The organism is Nonomuraea sp. NPDC003709 (genome assembly GCF_040610775.1).
Classification (GTDB): Bacteria; Actinomycetota; Actinomycetes; order Streptosporangiales; family Streptosporangiaceae; genus Nonomuraea; species Nonomuraea angiospora_A.
The window spans coordinates 55,169-73,421 of the sequence record NZ_JBEXMW010000023.1; the positions used below are offsets into that span (position 1 = coordinate 55,169).

Annotated in this window: 16 protein-coding genes; 11 read left to right on the forward strand and 5 right to left on the reverse strand. The window is 69.6% G+C overall.

The window, feature by feature from the left end:
* The first annotated feature begins 25 nt into the window (after positions 1-25).
* The 4 genes from ABZX61_RS48985 (at position 26) to ABZX61_RS49000 (ending at position 4,482) form a co-directional block, all read left to right on the forward strand.
* Positions 26-1,087, forward strand: coding sequence for an ABC transporter substrate-binding protein (locus ABZX61_RS48985; RefSeq protein WP_355205669.1), 1,062 nt, complete (start codon positions 26-28; stop codon positions 1,085-1,087).
* Positions 1,084-2,256, forward strand: a complete 1,173-nt coding sequence (locus ABZX61_RS48990; protein ID WP_355205672.1) for a Gfo/Idh/MocA family oxidoreductase — start codon at positions 1,084-1,086, stop codon at positions 2,254-2,256. The genes ABZX61_RS48985 and ABZX61_RS48990 overlap by 4 nt, the downstream gene beginning before the upstream one ends.
* A complete protein-coding gene (locus ABZX61_RS48995; RefSeq protein WP_344990389.1) occupies positions 2,253-3,260 on the forward strand; it encodes a sugar phosphate isomerase/epimerase family protein in 1,008 nt (335 codons plus the stop codon). The genes ABZX61_RS48990 and ABZX61_RS48995 overlap by 4 nt, the downstream gene beginning before the upstream one ends.
* An 811-nt stretch (positions 3,261-4,071) precedes the next feature.
* Positions 4,072-4,482, forward strand: coding sequence for an ATP-binding protein (locus ABZX61_RS49000; protein WP_355206053.1), 411 nt, complete (start codon positions 4,072-4,074; stop codon positions 4,480-4,482).
* A 140-nt stretch (positions 4,483-4,622) separates the two neighbouring features.
* Here ABZX61_RS49000 and ABZX61_RS49005 read toward each other — a convergent pair whose 3' ends face one another.
* Positions 4,623-5,711, reverse strand: a complete 1,089-nt coding sequence (locus tag ABZX61_RS49005) for a serine hydrolase domain-containing protein (RefSeq protein ID WP_355205675.1) — start codon at positions 5,709-5,711, stop codon at positions 4,623-4,625.
* Positions 5,712-5,867: 156 nt separating this feature from the next.
* Between ABZX61_RS49005 and ABZX61_RS49010 the strand changes: the two genes are divergently transcribed.
* Positions 5,868-6,314, forward strand: coding sequence for a hypothetical protein (locus tag ABZX61_RS49010; protein WP_355205677.1), 447 nt, complete (start codon positions 5,868-5,870; stop codon positions 6,312-6,314).
* Here ABZX61_RS49010 and ABZX61_RS49015 read toward each other — a convergent pair.
* Positions 6,304-6,786, reverse strand: coding sequence for a zinc-binding dehydrogenase (locus ABZX61_RS49015; protein ID WP_355205679.1), 483 nt, complete (start codon positions 6,784-6,786; stop codon positions 6,304-6,306). The two genes, ABZX61_RS49010 and ABZX61_RS49015, sit on opposite strands and share 11 nt — an antisense overlap.
* Here ABZX61_RS49015 and ABZX61_RS49020 point away from each other — a divergent pair.
* A complete protein-coding gene (locus ABZX61_RS49020; RefSeq protein ID WP_355205682.1) occupies positions 6,785-7,696 on the forward strand; it encodes a hypothetical protein in 912 nt (303 codons plus the stop codon). The genes ABZX61_RS49015 and ABZX61_RS49020 overlap by 2 nt on opposite strands.
* A 456-nt stretch (positions 7,697-8,152) precedes the next feature.
* On the forward strand, positions 8,153-8,944 hold the full coding sequence (locus ABZX61_RS49025; RefSeq protein WP_355205685.1) for a hypothetical protein: 792 nt from the start codon (positions 8,153-8,155) through the stop codon (positions 8,942-8,944).
* A 52-nt stretch (positions 8,945-8,996) separates the two neighbouring features.
* On the opposite strand, the gene ABZX61_RS49030 is transcribed toward ABZX61_RS49025, so the two are convergent.
* Together ABZX61_RS49030 and ABZX61_RS49035 are read right to left on the reverse strand one after the other, a co-directional pair.
* Positions 8,997-10,550 carry a sulfatase gene (locus ABZX61_RS49030; protein ID WP_355205688.1) on the reverse strand — a complete coding sequence of 518 codons (1,554 nt, stop codon included), beginning with the start codon at positions 10,548-10,550 and terminating at the stop codon, positions 8,997-8,999.
* 193 nt (positions 10,551-10,743) lie between these two features.
* Positions 10,744-11,430, reverse strand: a complete 687-nt coding sequence (locus ABZX61_RS49035; RefSeq protein ID WP_350738788.1) for an FCD domain-containing protein — start codon at positions 11,428-11,430, stop codon at positions 10,744-10,746.
* Positions 11,431-11,614: 184 nt separating this feature from the next.
* On the opposite strand from ABZX61_RS49035, the gene ABZX61_RS49040 reads away from it, so the two are divergent.
* A complete protein-coding gene (locus ABZX61_RS49040; protein ID WP_355205691.1) occupies positions 11,615-12,559 on the forward strand; it encodes a dihydrodipicolinate synthase family protein in 945 nt (314 codons plus the stop codon).
* Positions 12,560-12,628: 69 nt separating this feature from the next.
* Here ABZX61_RS49040 and ABZX61_RS49045 read toward each other — a convergent pair whose 3' ends face one another.
* Complete coding sequence (locus tag ABZX61_RS49045) at positions 12,629-14,563, reverse strand: sialidase family protein (protein ID WP_355206056.1); 1,935 nt, start codon at positions 14,561-14,563, stop codon at positions 12,629-12,631.
* A 221-nt stretch (positions 14,564-14,784) separates the two neighbouring features.
* On the opposite strand from ABZX61_RS49045, the gene ABZX61_RS49050 reads away from it, so the two are divergent.
* The 3 genes from ABZX61_RS49050 (at position 14,785) to ABZX61_RS49060 (ending at position 18,149) form a co-directional block, all read left to right on the forward strand.
* Complete coding sequence (locus ABZX61_RS49050) at positions 14,785-15,900, forward strand: histidine kinase (protein WP_355205693.1); 1,116 nt, start codon at positions 14,785-14,787, stop codon at positions 15,898-15,900.
* A gap of 4 nt (positions 15,901-15,904) precedes the next feature.
* Positions 15,905-16,567 carry a response regulator transcription factor gene (locus tag ABZX61_RS49055; protein WP_355205696.1) on the forward strand — a complete coding sequence of 221 codons (663 nt, stop codon included), beginning with the start codon at positions 15,905-15,907 and terminating at the stop codon, positions 16,565-16,567.
* 103 nt (positions 16,568-16,670) lie between these two features.
* Entirely contained in the window at positions 16,671-18,149 is a 1,479-nt protein-coding gene (locus ABZX61_RS49060) for a nitrilase-related carbon-nitrogen hydrolase (RefSeq protein WP_355205698.1), read from the forward strand.
* The last annotated feature ends 104 nt before the right edge of the window (positions 18,150-18,253 follow it).

Sequence of the window (18,253 nt, forward strand, 5' to 3'; positions counted from 1 at the left end):
TAAGGCTTCAGCAAGGAGAGAAGACATGGACAAGAACGTCGCCCGGCGCGGCTTCCTCTTCAGCGGCGCCGCCCTCGGCGCGGGTGCCCTCATCAGCGCCTGCACCAGCAACGAGCCGGTCGCCACCCAGCAGGCGAGCGCGCCCGCCGCCGCTCCCGCGGCCAAGGACGGCAACGACGCCCCTGGCGACAAGGTCGTCATCGGCTTCTCGGCCCCGGCCGCCGACCACGGCTGGATCGCCGCCATCAGCAAGAACGCGGCGGACGCGGCCAAGCAGTACACCGACGTCGAATTCAAGCCGGTCGAGCCGACCAACGACATCAACCAGCAGATCTCGGCGGTGGAGTCGCTGATCCAGGCGAAGGTCAACGTGCTGGTGATCCTGCCGAACGACGGCCAGCAGCTCAACCAGGTCGCCCGGCAGGCCATGGACGCCGGCATCCCGGTGGTCAACGTGGACCGTGTCTTCCCGGACAAGCTGTCGTACCGGGCCTGGATCGGAGGGGACAACTACGGCATGGGTGTGGCCGCCGGACACCACATCGGCAAGACGCTGAAGGACAAGGGCGTCTCCAACCCGGTCATCCTGGAGATCCAGGGCATCGCCACGCTGCCGCTGACCCAGGACCGCAGCAAGGGCTTCGCCGACGCGCTGAAGACGTACGGCTTCAAGGTGACCGCGCAACAGGACGCCAAGTTCACGGTGGAGTCCGGAACGCAGGTGGCCGCCAACCTGCTCCAGGCGCACAAGAAGATCGACGCGATCTGGAACCACGACGACGACCAGGGCATCGGCGTGCTGGCGGCGATCAAGGAGGCCGGTCGCAACGAGTTCTTCATGGTCGGCGGCGCGGGCTCGGCCAACGCGATGCGTGACATCCAGGCGGACAGCGGCGTGCTGAAGGCCACCGTCACCTATCCCCCCACCATGGCCGCCTCGGCGATCAAGATCGCCCGGCTGATCGCCCAGGGCAAGGGCATGAGCGACCTGCTGGAGCAGCAGGTGCCGCAGTCGATCACCCTGGCCTCGGAGACCATCACCAAGGACAACGCCGCCCAGTACCTGCCCCTCGGGTTCGAGTCATGAGGCCTGTCATCGGGATCGGCATGGTCGGGTACGCGTTCATGGGCCGTACCCACTCCCAGGCGTGGCGCAGCGTGGACGCGTTCTTCGACCTGCCGCTCAGACCCTCGATGGTGGCCGTGGCCGGCAGATCCGCCGAGGCGACCGCGCAGGCCGCCGAGAAGCTGGGGTGGGCCGGCGCGGAGACCGACTGGAAGCGCCTCCTCGACCGCGACGACGTGCAGATCGTCGACATCTGCACGCCCGGCGACTCGCACGCCGAGATCGCCGTCGCGGCGCTGGCGGCAGGCAAGCACGTGATCTGCGAGAAGCCGCTCGCCAACACCGTCGCCGAGGCCGAGGCCATGGCCGCGGCGGCGAAGGAGGCGGCGGCGCGCGGCGTGCGCAGCATGGTCGCCTTCAACTACCGCCGCGTGCCCGCCGTCGCGCTGGCCCGGCGGTTCGTCGAAGAGGGCATGCTCGGCGAGATCCGGCACGTACGGGCGCAGTATCTGCAGGACTGGATCGTCGACCCCGAGTTTCCCCTGGTCTGGCGGCTCCAGAAGGACAAGGCCGGCTCCGGGGCCCTCGGCGACATCGGCGCTCACATCATCGACGTCGCCGAGTTCATCACCGGTGAGCGGCTGACCGGGGTGTCGGCGCTGACCGAGACCTTCGTCAAGGAGCGTCCCCTGGCGGCCAGTTCGGCCGGGCTCGCGGCCGGCGGCGGCACCGGGAGGGGCGCGGTCACCGTGGACGACGCGGCGCTGTTCATCGGACGGCTCAGCGGCGGCGGGCTGGCCTCCTTCGAGGCCACCCGCTTCGCGGCCGGGCGTAAGAACGCGCTGCGCATCGAGATCAACGGCGCCCTGGGCAGCCTGGCCTTCGACTTCGAGTCGATGAACGACCTGTGGTTCCACGACCACACCATCGACAGCGCCGAGCACGGATTCCGGCGGGTGCTGGTCACCGAGCCGGACCACCCGTACGCCGGGGCGTGGTGGCCGCCGGGCCACGGCCTCGGGTACGAGCACACCTTCGTCCACGAGACGAAGGACTTCCTGGAGGCGATCGCCGCCGGCACCGACCCCACACCGTCCTTCGAGGACGGCCTGCGGGTACAGCGGGTGCTGGCGGCCGTCGAGCAGAGCGCGGCTGAGGGCAGCCGCTTCATCACTGTGGAGGATTCATGACGAGGCCGGTCACGTTGTTCACCGGGCAGTGGGCGGACCTGCCGTTCGAGGAGGTCTGCCGGCTGGCGTCGGAGTGGGGCTACGACGGCCTGGAGATCGCCTGCTGGGGCGACCACTTCGAGGTCGACAAGGCCCTCGCGGACGACTCCTACATCGAACGCAAGAAGGAGACCCTGGCCAAGTACAACCTCCGGGTGTGGACGATCTCCAACCACCTGGTCGGCCAGGCGGTCTGCGACCACCCCATCGACGAGCGCCACAAGGGCATCCTGCCCGCCCGCATCTGGGGCGACGGCGAACCCGAAGGCGTACGGCGGCGCGCCGCCGAAGAGATCAAGAACACCGCCCGCGCGGCGGCCGCGCTCGGCGTGACGACCGTCGTCGGCTTCACCGGCTCGTCGATCTGGCACACGCTGGCGATGTTCCCGCCGGTGCCCCCGTCGATGATCGAGGCGGGCTACGCCGACTTCGCCGACCGGTGGAACCCGATCCTCGACGTCTTCGACGAGGTCGGGGTGCGCTTCGCCCATGAGGTGCACCCGAGCGAGATCGCCTACGACTACCACACCACGGTGCGGACGCTGGAGGCCATCGGGCATCGGCCGGCCTTCGGGCTGAACTGGGACCCGTCGCACATGGTGTGGCAGGACCTGGACCCGGCGAACTTCATCCTCGACTTCGCCGACCGGATCTACCACGTGGACTGCAAGGACGCCCGGGTGGCCACCCGAGACGGCCGGCGCGGCCGGCTGGCCTCCCACCTGGCGTGGGCCGACCCCCGGCGTGGCTGGGACTTCGTGTCCACAGGCCGGGGCGACGTGCCGTGGGAGGCGTGCTTCCGCGCGCTCAACCACATCGGCTACGACGGCCCGATCTCCATCGAGTGGGAGGACGCGGGCATGGACCGGCTGCACGGCGCGCCGGAATCCCTCGCCTACATCCGCTCGCTCAACGCCATCACCCCACCGGCCGCCGCTTTCGACGCCGCCTTCTCCTCCGAATGACCCACCGGGCCGGGCGGCGACCGCACAGTGGCCGCCGCCCACCGTCCCCCTGGACAAGAAGGCAGCGGCGCAGAAGGGGTGAACTCTGGCCGGAGCCGAGCGAGCCGACCGTCACGCGCTACGACGCGATCTACCGTTACGGCCGGTCGATCAGACCCGAGCACGAAGACAGGGACCAAACCGGCTTCACCGGCCTCGGCGTGGGCGCATCGCGGTTCGCCGCCGACGTCATGCTCGACCTGCTATCCGGCCGGCAGACCGAGCGGACGCAGCTGGAGATGGTGCGGAAACGGCCCTGGACCGTCTCGGCCTCGGGTTCGCCTCATGACCGCCACCACGGCCGGCTCCAGACGCCTCATCAGCACGGACGTGCTGTGCCCGCGCCGAAGACGGCGAACGACTCGTGGACCCACCCAAGGGCGGCTGACGGTGACCGGGACGCGAAGAACGCCGGACGCGGCAGCAACGGCCAACCCGGCAAGGGCGTCCGGGGGTGGTGTCGGCCATCGCCGAACAGTGATGACTTCATCGGAGGTGCCAACGCCCGCGGTTACGGCAGCACTGCTTTGGCCGCGGAGCTGAGCGAGTTCGCCCTGCGCCGACCGCGACGCCGACCGTGCGAAAACCTTCTGGTCTCCTAGGAAATCTACTAAGTAAAGGGCGCGGGGTTAAGACAAATCTTATCCGAACCACCACAAGGGCACGGGCTTCGCCCGTACATCATCCAAAATCAGGGACCTGCCGCCCGCCGAACGACGCCCTGATCCTCGACCGGGTGTGGACCTGCGACTACGGCGGGGACGGCCGCATCGTGGAGCCGTACATCAGCTATCTGCGCCGCAAGATCGACTCGGTGGAACCACCGCTGATCCCCACCATCCGAGGCGTCGGCCACTCACTGCGGCTGCCCGCGGAACGGGTGGACGGTCGCCGTCGCCGGAGGACCTTGAGCGCAAGTCTGACGGTCTGCCTACGGACTTCGCGATCCAGGGCTCCGCACCGACGGGACGCCGGAGCTGTCCGCCCCGGCCACCGCGGACGGGCCGGTACTGCCGGTGATCGACTCGACCACCGTCGACCAGTACGACGAGCGCCCGTTCGCGGCACCGGGTTCGGCCTGGCCATTACCGCCGCGATCCTGGCGGCCCACGGCGGCCGCGTCGAGCTCAGGACGGCGCCCGGCGAAGGCGCTCGCTTCACCGTGCTGCTTCCCTTGTCCTGACGGGGTTTCACCCCCAGCCCGACGTAGAAAGTCGCCGAGGTTCTGGCACCTCACCGCCGTACCCACTGATCCACCGAGTGGTGGCTTGCCGTTGCAAGAGGAGTTGCGGGCCGGACCGGACGTGTCACTCCGCCCGATCTTCAGGCCGCGCCGGAGCGAGTACGGTTCATGATGCCCAGCGTCAGGTCAGACGCTCGGTCTTCGAGGTTCCACCGCCCTTGCTGGTAGGCGTGGTTGCTGACCCAGAACACCATGATGCCGTCGTGAAGGGACCTGACGTAGGCGGCCAGTGACCAGGAGTTGCCGCCGTCGTGCCAGGCGACCCGCCCGTCGTCGGTGTCGCGGACGCTCCAGCCGTAGGAGTACGACTCCTGCGAGGCGGGGATCCGTACGTGGGGGGTGAAGAGCTCGGCTTTGGCGCTCGCCGAGAGGATGGCATCACCGGTCAGGGCGTGATGCCAGCGGAACATGTCGCGTGCGGTGGACAGCATGCCGCCGTTGCCGCGTAGGTTCCAGTACGGGCCATCCGCCGCCCACCGATGCTCGTACGGGCGGCCTTTGCTGTTTCCCTTGGCGTCGTATTCCACGGCGACCTGGCCAGGCTTCCATTGGGGCAGTACGTACCCGGTGCTGGTCATGCCCGCGGGAGTGAACAGGAAGGTCGCCAGGAATCGCTCGTAGCTCAGGCCGGAGACCTTCTCGACGATCGCGGCGAGCATGCTGTAGCCCACGTTGGAGTAGTGGAATTCCGCTCCTGGCTCCGACAGCGGTCTGGATGCCAGCGCCCTGGCCAGCATGTCGTCGCGGGACAGTACGTCGTAGTCGTCGCCGAGCCCTTCGACCAAGCCTGCGGTGTGCGTCAGCAGGTGATGCAGGGTGATCTGGCGTTTGCCGGCGGGGACCGGCCCGAGGTACGTGCTGATGCGGTCGCTCGTCCGGAGCTTGCCCATCATCTCCAGCTTCAGGATCGCGGCCGCGGTGAACTGCTTGGTGATCGACATGATGTCGTACACCGTGTCGCAGGTCGCGGCGATCCGCGCGTCGCGGTCGGCCAGGCCGAAGCCCTGACAGTAGGAGATCTGATCGCTGCGCGCTGCGATGACCGTGCCGCCAGATTCCTTGGGAAGCATGCGAGCGAGGAAATCGCTGACCGGTTCGTCGGATGCCGGGGAGCACGCGGCCAGGGCCAGCACGACCATGAGCAGCGCGCCGGTGCGGATCCGGCTCATGTGACCTCCACAAGTGATTGTCCGGGGGTCACAAGTTGACCGACGCGGCCGGAACTGATCAACATGTCCGGGTGTCCGGGTTTGTGCGGGACGGTGTACGGCCAGCTCAGCCCCGTGCCGTCCGGCAATCGATCGCTACTGGCCCAAGGGGCGACCATGACCACCACACCACCGCCGTCACCGGCGGCAGCCACCGACGAGGCCACCTTCATGGCCGGGCTACGAGCCCTCAAAGCCTGGTCCGGCCTCAGCTTCCGGCAGCTCGAACGCCGTGCGTCCGCCGCCGGTGACACGCTTCCCTCCTCCACCGCCTCCACCATGCTCGGCAAGAACCGGCTGCCACGCGAGGAACTCCTCGTGGCGTTCGTCAGAGGCTGCGGCCCCGGGGAGGAGCACGTGCGGGCGTGGGTGGCCGCCCGCACGAAGATCATCAAGAGGACGGCTGCTGCTCCGATCGCTGCCCCCTTGCGGCACGCAGCTTGGCGGCGGCCTGTGATCGTGGCGATGGCATTGGCCATGGCGTTCGCCGGTGGCTCGGCAGTCACTGCGCTCCTTGGGAGCGGATCCATCGACACAGAGGAGACAGTGGTCGTCACACGGTGACCTCACTCAGCTCGGTGGTCGTGGTGTCGAGATCGTGCTGCAGGTGAGCAGCGCCGGGCGGCACAGGCGCGGGTCTGCCGCCCGGCGCCTCGGGCGCGCAGAAACGGCCGAGCGGGATCACCTCGGTGAGTTCGGAGCGGGTGCCCGAGAACGGTAGTGAGATCCGGGCGCCATGGGGGAGTGGGCCTGGTTTCCGGACGCTCAGCCGTCCACCTGCGCTGCCGACTACCACGAGCTCCCCGTCGGCGCGGAGGCTCGCGGCGGACAGATCAAGCGTTGAGCCGGTGCCCACGAAGTCGAGCACGACGTCGACGCCGTGACCGCCGCTCGTGGTCCGCAGGACCCGGCGTGGGAGAGGCCGGAGGCACGGCCGGATGCGGCGGTAGGTTTGCGCGGCCTGGTTCCAGCCGGGGCGAGTGGTGACCGGCTTCAAACGGTCGGTGGACCCCAAGAACCTGGCGACCATACGCATGGATTACGCCGCTCACCTACCCGACGCGGAGCTCAGGGCGTACGGCCGGGCCTGGCCGCGCGACGACAGGATCCCCTCCTACCTTTCTGGGGCCGAGTTCACTGCCCCCGCGGTGCGGAGGGTACACGTCAACCCTGAGGGAGGTATCCGCTGGCAGCACCGGCTGCGGGAGATTGGCACCGACGGGCGGGTCAACGAGTTCCAATCCGGGTTCACGCACTACCGAGCGGGCCAGGTCACCACCGAGTTGTGGAACCGGGGTGTGTTCGGTCCTTCCCTGCCGTCCGGGGACCAGCTCGGCGACAGTGTCAGTCGCACCGGCGACGTCATCTCGACTGACCTGGGGATGCTCGGCGATGGGCGGGGCTCGCTCGGCTACTCGTCGCGGGCCACCGGACATACCACCCTCTACCGCGACGGCGTGCTCGTCGGCGAGGCGCCGTCCCTGACCGCGCACTTTCCCGTGCCCGCAGGGCGGGCGGCGTACCGGCTCGTCGCCGAGGCGGAGCGGGGAGCTCCGGCAACGCTGTCCACGCGCGTGTCCGTGGCCTGGACGTTCCACTCCGACACCACAGACGTCCTCGCCCGGCTGCCGGTGTCCGTAGTGAGCTTCACTCCTGAGCTCGACGCGCGGAACACCGCACCGGCCGGCCGGATCTTCACCGTGCCGGTCAGCGTGCGTTCGCTGCCTGGCAGCGCGGCGGGCCGCGCGCGGGACCTGTCCGTGGAGGTCTCCTACGATGACGGGGCCACCTGGGCGAAGGCGGAGGTCCGGAACTCGAGGATCGTTCTGCGCCATCCGAACCGTGACGGGTTCGTGTCGCTGCGGGCCACGTCGATCGACACTTCCGGCAACGCCGTCGAGCAGACCGTGATCCGCGCGTACCGGATGGTCACCGCGACAAGCTGACAGTTCGCCTGGCACTTATGGGGAGCTTGCCGGCGTCCTCGGGGTCGGCGCGGATGGGTTTCAACGTCGACCTTGTCTCGTGGTCGGGAGATGAGACTGGTGAGGTCGCTCATTCAACTGTCGTCAGTTCGGCCGATTGGCGATGACCGTGTGTGGTCGCCGGGAGCGTAGCGGCCAGCTCGCGACAGTTGAACCTCACCAGTACCAAACGCGGGCGCCATGAGGCACCCACGTTGACAGCGCGCTGCAGCCTTCGACCCTCTCCGCTCTCTGTTCCGTCGCTGTTCCGTCAGAGGGTGAAAGAGCCGCACATGGCTGAGTGAGGATGCCGGCAGAAAGCCCAGGTCAAGAGCCTTATTGCGGCAGGTGACGGATCTGGTACGCGAAGAACCACCAACCAGATCCAGCGCCTGCGTCGAGGGGGACCGAAACTCGCCTGCGCACGGCAAGTGCGCCGTGGCAAGATCCGTTCGCATGTACGGCTCCTCCTACTGGACGCACCCGCGCTTCTCCGACGAGCGGCTGATGTCCGCCTGCGAGGCCCTTCAGGCCGACGTCGCGGAAACCTGGTCGGGGCCGATCAGCCCGTTCCTCACTCTCCTGCGGAGCGGCGACCAGGCCGCGGTCGGGATCGCGTTGGACGTGTTCCAGCGATCCAGCGCGCTCAGCCGATTCGGGGGAGCCCCGTTGTACGGCGCCCATCAGGCCGAGGTGCTGAACGCTGCTCGTGAGCTTTTACGGCAGCCACCCTCGTCCGCCGACATGAGCCCGGAGACCGGCGCGGGCGCGAACCACGCCAGCGCCCTCAACGCGATGATGAACGTCGCCGAGCAACAGGACTGCGACCTGATCGCGGACGCTCTGGAGCGGACGACGAACCCTGCGGTCGTCGAGGCGGCGGCCGACGCCGCGGGCGCCGCCTTCTTCCACACCGAAGGCCCTCCTCACGTGCGCCTCCTCGCGCTGGTCGCCGCTTACATCGACGACGCAGACCGTCCGCTCCAGCTGCGCGTCCGGATGCTCTCGGCTCTCGAGGGCTGCCAGGCCCCTGAGGCCACGGCGTACCTTCTGCGAGCTCTCCACCGGCCCGAGGTGGAGATCCAGGTACAGGCCGCCGCCGGTCTGGCCAACGGCGACCGTCTGGACGCCCACCGCGAACTCCTGGAACGCGTTGCGGCTTCCTGGCCGGACGACGCCCCCTACCTGGCCGAGGAGGTACGGCGGATCCTGGCGGGTGAGGACGACTGACCTGGGCAAGGCTCCTCAAGATTCGGCGGCCCCGGCGTCTGCCCGGGCCGGGTCAGAGTCGGGCTGCGGTCCAGCAGTCCGGCGCGCCAGGCTTCCCACATCCCACCATGGCGTCGAGGACCTTGCCCAGGTCGGACGTCCTCGCGTTGCCGGGGTCGTTGGACTCCTGGTTCGGATCCGCCACCGTGTCGTAGTACTCGGGCTTCGCCTCACCTTCGTACTCCACGTACAGCTCTCCGGCAGTGCGCACCGCCGCGTAGCTGGGCGGCTGTGAGTTCCCCGCCTCGAGCGGCTCGGCATCGGGGTCCGGCTCGCCCGGCGCGGCCGGGTTGGGCTTGACGTGCTCGATCAGCGCCGCCTTCCGCCAGTCCTTCACCTTGCGGCCCTGGATGAGCGGCAGCAGGCTGCGCCCGTCGCGGCCGTCACGGGTGGCCGCGCCGACCCCGGCCATGTCGAGGAAGGTCGCGAACAGGTCGACGTTCTGGGCGATGGCGCCGGTCACCAGGTCGCCGTGCCGTCCCGCCGCAGGCCGTTTGACCAGCAGCGGCACCCGGACGTCGTGGTCGTAGGCGGTGGACTTGCCGCGTACGAGGCGGTGCTGGCCGAGATGGAAGCCGTTGTCGCTGGTGAACACCACGTACGTGTTGCGCTTCTCGGCGTCCGTCAGCGTGGAAAGGACACGCGCCACCATGTCGTCCACCGACTGCACCATGCGGATCCGGTCGCGGAAATCCTTGCGCAGCTCCTTGACCAGCGCGGGGGCGAGCGGAGCGCGGCGTACCCACGAGGGCTTGTCGGCGGTGTCCTCGTTGAACGCCGGCAACGTGCTCACGTCGATGTCGTTGCAATCGGGCCCGCCGCAGTCGCCGTGCGGGAACTCCCCGGCCGGGAACTGGGTCTTCGGCCGGTCGCGGCGCGCGGGTGGGAAGCGCGGCTCCTTGTCGCCCGGCTTGGCGCCGATCCTGGAGTGCGGCGCGAACGGCGAGACCTGGAGGAAGAACGGCCGGTCCGGGGCGCGCTCGCGTGAGCGCTCGATGAAGTCCGTGGCCCGCTTGGCGAGCTCGTCCACCAGGTAAGTGCCGTCGGAGGTGTCCAGGCCGGGAGTCTCCCCCTTGACGTAGCGGGTGAGCTGGTACTTGAACTCGCTGTAGCCGCCGCCGGCCGCCACATGCCACTCGTCCCAGCCGGGCGGGACGTGGTAGTCGGCGTCCACCGGATACTCGTTGATGTACTTGCCGAGGTAGCCGGTGCGGTATCCGGCCTGTTCCAGCGAGACGGCGTAGGTCCTGGACTCGTGCGGTGCGAAGGCCTTGTAGCCACCGCGATCGGAGTTCTTGTTCGTGGCCACGCCGGTATTGTGCGGGAACTGGCCGGTGAACATCGAGGCGCGTGACGGGCAGCACAGCGAGTTGGACACGTAGTAGTTGCTGAACGTCGTGCCGTCGTCGGCCAGGCCGCGCACGGTGTCCATGTACGCGAGCAGGTCGGCGGACATGTCGTCGACGAGGAAGAAGATGATGTTCGGCCGCTGGGGCTTGGCGACCGTCACCGTCCCCGCGCTTGCTTGCGAAACCAGGCTCAGGCTGAGGACCAGCGCGGTGGCCACCGCTAAGGTTCTGCGGATATGTCGGGCTATCGCCATGACCGCCTTCTTTACAATTGTCCGACGATGAGGGTGGGATGCAGGCTAATAGCGCTCAATACGGCGATCAACCGATTGATCCTTAAGGCTTCCTGGCAAAGCGCGCCGAATGCGCGTTACGGTCAGCCTCGCTGTCGTCGGACCGGTGTGACCGGGGTCAGGTCGGCGCGGGTACGGCCCGGGCCTCCGCCCGCTCGATGCGCGCCTTGACGTCGCGGAAGTGCAGCCGCATCGCCTCCCGTGCGGCCTCGGCGTCCCGAGCGCGAAGCGCCGCCACGATCCGGCGGTGGTTGACCGCGATCTCGGCGCTCCGCTCCTCCGGCGGGCCGAGCGTCGGCTCGACCTCGTGGTAGACGTCCCAGAACAGGCCGATCAGCTGCAGCACCAGCTCGTTGCCGCACGAGTCGTACAGCAGCGCGTGGAACGCCCGATCGGCTTCCCGGTCCCGATCCATGCCATTGGCCAGGGCCTCCAACGCGGCGAGCCGGGGGGCGCTGGTGCTCTGAGCCACCTGGCCGATCAGCCCGGTCTCGAGCAGCTCGCGGACCTCGACCAGATCGTGCAGCGCGCGGATCCCGCCCGGCCCCGAACGCACCCGGAAGGCGAACGACGGAGTCAGCGCGTCGAGCGACGCGTGCCCGACGAACGTCCCATGTCCGTGCCGGATCTCGACGATGCCCAACGCCTGCAGGGCCCGCACGGCCTCGCGGACGCTGTTGCGGCTCGCCCCGAGCAGCTCCATCAACTGCACTTCGGTCGGCATCGGTGACCCGGGGGCCAGTCCGCGCTCGTGGATCAGGGCGACGATACGCTCCTGAAGTGACGCATCGTCACGTGTACGCATGCCACCCCCAGGCTCGTCGAAGGCCTTGCGTCAAACATCCCGCCTCTTGGTCCCGGAAGGCCAGCCCGGTAGAGGAAAGTTTACGCCGACGACACAGATGACTCCCCGGGCGGACATGGCCTGTTCGCGCGCTCATCCGGGGACATAGGATGTTCTACGTGTACCGAACGGATGGCGGGGCGCCGTGGAGACGTTGACGCCGGGGTCGCTCGGCGGCACCTGGGGCACGGTCCTGCTGCCCATCCGGGACGACGAGTCGATCGACTGGACACGCCTTGAGGCGGCACTGGACGTGCTCGTCGCCGCGGGGCTTGACGGCCTGTACGCGCACGGCACCGCGGGCGAGTTCCACACGCTCGGGGAGGACGAGTACGACCGCGTCAACGCGCTGATGGCCGAGCGGTGCGAACGGCACGGGCTCCCGTTCCAGATCGGCGCCGGCCACATGAGCGCGCAGACCTGCCTGGCCCGGGTGGCCCGCGCGCGGGTGCTCCGGCCCGGTGCGATCCAGGTGACGCTGCCGGACTGGTTGCCGCTGTCGCGCGGCGAGGTGGTGCGCTTCCTGGCCCGCGTCGCGGCCGCCGCCGACCCGGTGCCGCTCGTGCTGTACAACCCGCCGCACGCCAAGACGCAGGTGCCGGCCGACCTGTATCCGGTGATCCGCCGTGAGGTTCCCGCGGTCATCGGGATCAAGGTGGCCGGCGGCGACGCGGGGTGGTACGCGGAGATGCGGCGCCACGCGGCCGGCCTCGCCGTCTTCGTCGCCGGCCACGACCTGGCGACCGGACGGCGGCACGGCGCCGCCGGCTCCTACTCGAACATCGCCGCCCTCAGCCCGGCCGGCGCCATGGCATGGCAGCGGATGATGGTCGCGCAACCCGATGCCGCGCTCGACGTGGAACGACGGATCCACGAGTTCTTCGCCGCGCATGTCCAGCCGCTCCAGCACAGCGGGTACGCCAACCCCGCGCTGGACAAGTTCCTGGCCCACCTCGGCGGCTGGGCCGACATCGGCACTCGAGTCCGGTGGCCGTACCAGTCGGTCGACGCCTCGCTCGCCGTACGGCTCAGGCCACTGGCCCGGGCACAACTGCCCGAGCTCTTCCCCGGCGATGAGCACAGGACGTAGGACGTCCTTCGCCGTCAAGGTTCGGCGATGGCGCCCGCCGGGGCCGGCAAGCGCCATCGCCGAACGGCTTCAGCTGACCTGATCGAACGGCAGCCGCAGCCCGAGCCGACCGCCGACCGGGAGGTTCCACTGCCGGATCAGGTCCAGCTCGGCGTCGGTGACGGCACGCCGGTAGACGCGTACCTCGTCCAGCGACCCACGGAAGCGGTCCACCCCGTCCAGCCGCTGCCCGATGTGGATTCCCTCGAGCCCGAACTCCTTGCCGAGGGTCAGCGAGCCGGGCGGCGCCGCCGCAGACGAGACCTGTACGCCGTCCACCAGGAGCCGGAGCTCGCCGCGTACCCGCTGGAGCGCCACGAAGTGCCACTGCCCGTCGTTGTACGCGCTCGGCGACTGCACGGTCACGTTGAACCGGTCGACGGAGAGGACCGCCCGGATGCGGTTGCTGGCCGGTTCGGCCCGCAGCCACAGCGCCGGCGGGTTGGTGCCCCTGTTCACCCGGTGGAACCAGAGGATCGCGTGCGAGCCGGTCTGTTCCGAGTACCGGATCCAGGAGGTCAGCGTGAAGTCCTTCGCGCCGAGGTCGATGGAGTCGTTGAACGGGACCTCCACCCGGTCGTCCACCCGGTCCAGAGCCAGCCCGTTGCCGAACCGCCCGTCGGTGGTCTGAGCGCCACCGCGGACATACGCCTGGTTGCGGTACGGCGACTTGTCCGGCGTCGTCGGGCCGGGCGCCGGAGGGCCGGGGATGCCGGGCGGGGTGCCGTTCGGCGTCTCCAGGTACGCCTCGTTGAACCGTGCGAAGCGGATCTGCTCGTACGGCGTGATGGTGCCGGCCTCGTACATCAGGGCCGCTTCGTCGCCGTCCAGACGCACCATGTCCGAGTACGCCGTCGGCCCCCAGTAGAAGATCTTGCCCTCGTCCCAGGTCTCGAAGCGGCGCCCCTCGTCGTAGGACGACCGGATCCCCATCGCTTCCCGGGCGCCCGGGTGCATCGGCGAGGAGAAGAGGATGCGCCCGTCGCTGAACCGCAGCAGCGACGCCTGGACGTCGGTCGTCGCCAGCGCCGGCATGGTGCGGAACGGGGCGTCCCACGTCTGGCCGCTGTCGCTGCTGGTCGCGTACGCCCGGCTGCCCTCGTCGGTGCCGCGCTCACGGGCCGAGGCGTAGATCCGCCCGTCGGTCAGCTCGACGACGGTCACCTCCTGGGCGATGACCGTGCCGTCATCGCGGGACGTCTCGGCGCCGATGTTCCACGTCGCCCCGCTGTCGTCGCTGTAGAGCAGGTGTGTGCCGTAGATGTGCTTGCCGACCCGGTCCCAGCTCTCGAAACTCGCCCCGACGACCAGCCGCCCGGCGTGCGGGCCCCGCTTGAGCTGGATGCCGTGCATCGGGCCGGTGGCGTACCAGAAGTTCCACTCCGGACGCTTGCCCTCGGTCATCTCCCTGGCGGCCGACCAGGTCGCCCCGTGGTCGTCGCTGAACTGCACCCAGGGGTCGCGGTCACAGCCGTTGGGGCACGGCTCCGGACCGTTGTGGGTGCTCACCAGCACGATCCGCCCGGTGCGCTCGTCGACGATCGGCACCGGGTTGCCGTGGGTCGTGCCGTTGCCCTCCGAGATCACCTGCAGCGGGCCCCAGGTCCGGCCGCTGTCGGCGGAACGGCGCACCACGAGGTCGATGTCCTCGTCGTCACCGCAGTCCTTCACCCGTCCCTCGGCGAACGCCAGGAGCATGCCGTTCGTGGCCCGCACCACGGCGGGGATCCGGAAGCAGCCGTATCCGAAGTCGCCCTGTTTGTAGAGCACCTGCTCGTCCACGAACGGTGCGGCTTCGGCGGTCGCGCCGGCCGCGAGCGATTCCGCCGGTGCCGGTGCCGGTGCCGCGGTCGCCGGCCCGGCGAACGCGCTGACGAGTAAGCCGGCGAGCACCACTACGGCGCCCGCCCGGCGGCGCCGGGAGCGACGCCCGGCACGGCCCTCCGGGGGATGGCCATCGTGCATGTCCACGCCCTTCCTGACGGGAGAAGGTTACGAGGGGACATCCTACGTCCAACGTCCCATGTTAAATAGACGGTGAACGTAGAATGTTCTCCAAAGGGCGCTGAACGGATGGCGGACGCGTTCTTCGGCGACGCGGGCACCAGGACCACTCCTGAGAGTGAAGGACGATGTCCGTCGTGAGAGGGATGCGCCGGGCGGCATGAATCCTGATACTGGGCGAGATGCCCGGACTCACTGAGCGGCTGCGCACCCGGTTCCAGAACGTACCCCCACGCGTGGTCGACATCGCGATCACTGTCGTCGTGTCGGCCGCCACCGTCGGTCCCGCGCTGGTCCCCTTCCGGCAGCCGTGGTGGGTGGTCGCGCTGGCCGTGCTGGCTTCGGTGCCGGTGCTGTGGCGGCGGACGGCGCCACTCGTGGTGACCGGTGTGGTCGGGCTGGCGATGACGGCGCTGGTGATGTGGGAGAAGCCGATGCTGCCGTACGGGCCGCTGGTCGGCACCTACACCATCGCCGCGCTGAGCCCGCCGCTGCTGCGGCTGGTGGCCGTCCCGGTCATCGGAGCCGGGGTGTACATCTCGCTCGTCCTGCCGCAGGAAGATCTGGACTCTTATCGGGTGGTGGGTACGGCGTTCGTCGCGGCGTACGCGCTGGGCACCAGCACCCGCGCCCGCCGCGCCCGAGCCGCCGAGCTGGCCGAACGCGCCCTGCGGATGGAGCGGGAGCGCGCCATCGCCGCAGCTCACGAGCGCGCTCGCATCGCCCGGGACATGCATGACATCCTCACCCACTCGGTCGGCCTCATCGTCGTCCAGGCTGAGGCCGGGCCGCTGATGCTCCGGGCCGATCCCGAACGTGCGGAGGCCGCCTTCGACGCGATCGCCGACACCGGCCGGGGCGCGATCGCCCAGCTGCGGGCCCTGCTCGGCGCGATGCGCTCGGGCCAGGACGGTCGCCGGGAGCCGCAACCCGGGCTCGCGGCCCTGCCGGACCTGGTCGAGCGGACCGGCCGTACCGGGCTGCGGGTGACCTTGACCAGCGACGGCCCGTCGCGGCCGATCCCCGCGGAGGTCGACGTGGCGGCGTACCGGATCGTGCAGGAGGCGCTGACGAACGTGCTGCGCCACGCGCACGCGCGCACCGCGCGGGTACGACTGTGCTGGACGCCGAGCGCGCTGCGGGTCGAGGTGACCGACGACGGCAGGGGCGGGGACGGCGCCGCCGGAGGGCACGGCCTGATCGGGATGCGCGAACGGGCCACCGCTTGCGGGGGGACGCTGCACGCCGGTCCGGGGGACAAAGGCTTCGTGGTGGTGGCCACGCTTCCGGTTGGATAGACGTATGCTCCGCGTGCTCGTGGCCGACGATCAGGATCTGTTCCGGGGCGGCTTCGCCATGATCCTGAACGCTCAGGCCGACATCACCGTCGTCGGCGAGGCGGCCGACGGCGCCGAGGCCGTTCAGGCAGCCACCGAGCTGTGCCCGGACGTCGTGCTGATGGACATCAGGATGCCCGGCATGGGCGGGATCGAGGCGACTGAGCGGATCTGCTCGGCGACGTCCGCCAAGGTGCTGGTGTTGACCATGTTCGATCTGGACGAGTACGTCTACGACGCGCTGCGCGCGGGGGCCAGCGGATTCCTGCTGAAGGACATCCGTCGCGACGAACTGGTCGCGGCGGTGCGCGTGGTGGCGGCGGGAGAGTCGCTGCTGGCGCCCACGGTGACCAGACGTCTCATCGAGGACCTGGTTCTGCGGCCGAATCATGGGGTGGCGCCCCGGCTGGCCGCCCGCCTCACCGAGCTGACCAGTCGTGAGGCCGAGACGTTGCGGCTGGTGGCCCGGGGGCTGTCCAACGCGGAGATCGCCGGCGAGATGGTCGTCAGCGAGTACACGGTCAAGAGCCACGTCAGCCGAATCCTGACGAAACTGGGGCTGCGCGATCGGGTACAGGCGGTCGTGTTCGCCTACGAGTCGGGACTCATCGTCGCCGGAGGCGCCTGAGCGGTCCGTGAGGGGGAGTGCGGAGATCACTCTTCCCGCCGATGTGGCGGCAGGGCTCCAGTGCGGAGGATCGAGGCAGTTCCCAGGTGGAGGAGTCTGCTCAATGAGATCACAACGATGGTGGCTGATCGCCGCGGCGGTGCTGTCGGCCACGCTGTTCTGGTTCGGAACCGGCTTGCGGCCGGTGCCCTGGTGTACGTGGATCGCGCCGATCCCGGTCCTCGTCCTGGCACCACGCTGCTCGGCGCGCGCGGCGTTCGCCACTGCGTCCGTCGCCTGGCTCGCAGGCCAGACCCCCATGTGGGGATATTTCCTGAACACGGTGCAGATACCGCCGGTGATGGTCGTCCTCCTGCTCATCGGTTCGGCGCTGCTGTTCGGCCTGGTGGTGATCGCCTACCGGGGCCTGACGTTGCGCGGACGCCCGCTGATGGCCGTCGGCGTCGTACCGGCGGCGTGGGCCGTCATCGAGTACGCGCTGTCGCTGGTCACACCGAACGGCGCCTGGTGGAGCCTGGCCTACACCCAGGCCGACGTCCTTCCCGTCATCCAGATCGCCTCGGCCACCGGGCCATGGGGAGTGACGTTCCTGCTGATGGGCGCTCCGGCCGCGGCCGCCGCCCTGCTGACGCACGCTGCGGTCGGCCGGGTACGGGTGGCCGTGGCCGCCGCGCTGGTCGCGGCCGTGGCGGCGGGATACGGATTCTGGCAGCTCCGGCCGGCCGAAGCGGGAACGGCGGTCAAGGTGGCGCTGCTGGCCACCGACCGGTCGATCGACCCGGTGGCGGTGACCGGTCCCGAAGGGCGAACCCTGTTGGCCGGCTACCTGAGCCGCATCCCGGCCCTGGCCGAGCGTGGTGCCGACGTCGTCGTACTTCCCGAGAAGGTGTTCCGGGTAGATGAGGCGGACCTGCCGTCGCTCGCCGGGCCGTTGTCCCGGCTCGCCTCCGACCATCGCCTCGACATCATCGTCGGGCTGATCCTCACCAGGGACGGCCGCGAGTACAACGCGGCCATCGACTTCCCCTCCCACGGCGGCCGGCCCGTCGAGTACGTCAAGCGCCACCTCGTCCCGGGCCTGGAGAGCGAGTTCCAGGCAGGAACGGCGCAGGCGTTCGTACCCGGGTCCGGCGGACGATGGGCGATCGCGATCTGCTTCGATCTCGACTTCCCCGACCTGGTCCGCGACTACCGGCGCGACGGGGCGACCGCGCTGTTCGTACCGGCCTGGGATTTCGGCGACGACGCCTGGCTGCACAGCCGGATGGCGATCGCGCGCGGGATCGAGAACGGCCTGACGGTGGCGCGAGCGTCCCGGCAGGGCGCCCTGACCGTGAGCGACCCCAACGGTCGCCTGCTGGCCGAGGCCCGCACCACGGAAGCCTCCTTCGTGTCGGTGACCGCGGACCTGCCGGACCGTGCGGTGCGGACCCTGTACACCAGGTTCGGCGACTGGTTCGCGTGGGCCTGCATTCTCCTGCTGGCCGCGATGTGCGCGGGCGCGACCTTCCTGCGGCCCCGGGCTTTGGCTCCGTCAGCAGGAAGCAAGCGACATGAAGCACCGACAGCCCTGATCCCGTGATGAACGGGAACAGGACGTAGCTCGGTCGGAGCCTGTGACCAGGTGGATTCCAGACAGCGGAAGGCCGGCCAGGTGCGGGCGAGCATCCCCGCGGCGGCCTGTTG